We start from the raw sequence: 1,457 nt of genomic DNA on the forward strand, positions 1-1,457 counted from the left end.
AGCATATGTTTGGCTTGCTTGGCTTCTTCAATGGGGGAGAATTCCCGGATGCGCAGGGTAATGCGATCGCCTCCAACACTATCCTTTAACTGAGATGGTGTCCCCTCAGCTATGATCAACCCTTTGTCAATAATTGCCACTTGGTCAGCTAATGCATCTATTTCTTCGAGGTAGTGGCTGGTGATTAGTAATGTGGTTCCTGACTCCCGCAGCTTTTGCAACAGTTCCCAAACCACGAATCTGCTCTCAATGTCAAGACCTACGGTGGGTTCGTCTAGTACTAAAACATCGGGTTGGTGGAGTAAGCCAGCAGCTAAGTCCAGCCGCCGACGCAGACCACCGGAGTAAACGCCAGTTTTTTTATGGGCATACTCCTTGAGCTGCAAAATGTCAAGGAGTTTATTGATGCGTTTTTTGGCAACTGGTTTGGGAATATGATAGAGGTCGGCTTGCAATTGGAGTAGTTCTTGACCAGTGAGTACCTTATCTAGGGCAACTTCTTGGGCTACATAGCCTAGGCGGCGGCGTGCTGCCCTAGGATTGTGTAGTACTGAAATGCCAGATACCTCAATTTTTCCAGCGTCCGGTGCGGTGAGCGTGCATAGGCAACGAATGGTGGTGGTTTTACCGGCACCATTAGGACCGAGTAAGCCAAAAATTTGACCCGGTTCGACTTGTAAGGAGATGTCTTTGACGGCGTGGACATCTCCATAGCGTTTTTGGAGGTTCTGGATTAATACAGCGGCAGCCATAAACTTTCCCTATGCCGGTCAGGGATACACAAATCTCAACAATTTTTATTGTAGCCGGTTGCCCTGGTTAGGGGTACAATCTAATGTTTTTAGGCAAAACTGCTGAGGAGTGATGGGATATATAGCCCAGCCCCTGGAGCGATCGCGAAGGGTTACCATTCGCGTAGCGTGGCCTAAAGGCCAAGGTCAATCGCATTCTTGGTCGCCCCAGAAAGTACTGATCTTACTTCCCAATACAGAAACGGCTGAAAATGCGGTCAAGCACTGATTCGGTTACTTCCTCTCCTGTAATTTCTCCCAAGGCTTGAATTGCTCCACGCAAATCTATCGTCCAAAAATCTAAAGGTAACTCTTGGGCAATAGTTTCTTGCACTTGCTCAAGAGACATTTTCGCCCGTGTCAAGGCAGCAGCTTGTCGTTGGTTAATGGCTAAATCTAAATCAGCGGCTTGCAGGTTACCACGATTTACTGCGTCAAGAATTGCTTTCTCCAGAGCATCAATCCCTTGATTGTAGGCAGCAGCTGTCTTCACTACCTGCTCTATAGTATTAGGATAGCATACGGTAGATTCACTCTTATCACTGGCTAGGTCAGTTTTGTTAATCACTAGAATTACCGGACGTTCTTGCACCTGTTGGTAAATTTCCTGGTCTCCTGCACTCCAGCCAGTGGTTGCTTCAATCACCAGTAATACCAAGTCAGCCG

The 1,457-nt window shown here is 47.6% G+C and carries 2 protein-coding genes and 1 pseudogene; all 3 read right to left on the minus strand.

The window, feature by feature from the left end:
- On the minus strand, positions 1–752 hold a 752-nt coding region (locus F6K49_RS48610; RefSeq protein ID WP_293109868.1), incomplete at its 3' end, for an ABC transporter ATP-binding protein.
- A 67-nt stretch (positions 753–819) separates the two neighbouring features.
- A complete protein-coding gene (locus tag F6K49_RS48615) occupies positions 820–948 on the minus strand; it encodes a hypothetical protein (protein ID WP_293109870.1) in 129 nt (42 codons plus the stop codon).
- 27 nt (positions 949–975) lie between these two features.
- Positions 976–1,457, minus strand: a pseudogene (locus tag F6K49_RS48620) (tRNA uridine-5-carboxymethylaminomethyl(34) synthesis GTPase MnmE); the annotation flags it as partial.

The organism is Moorena sp. SIO3I6 (assembly GCF_010672095.1).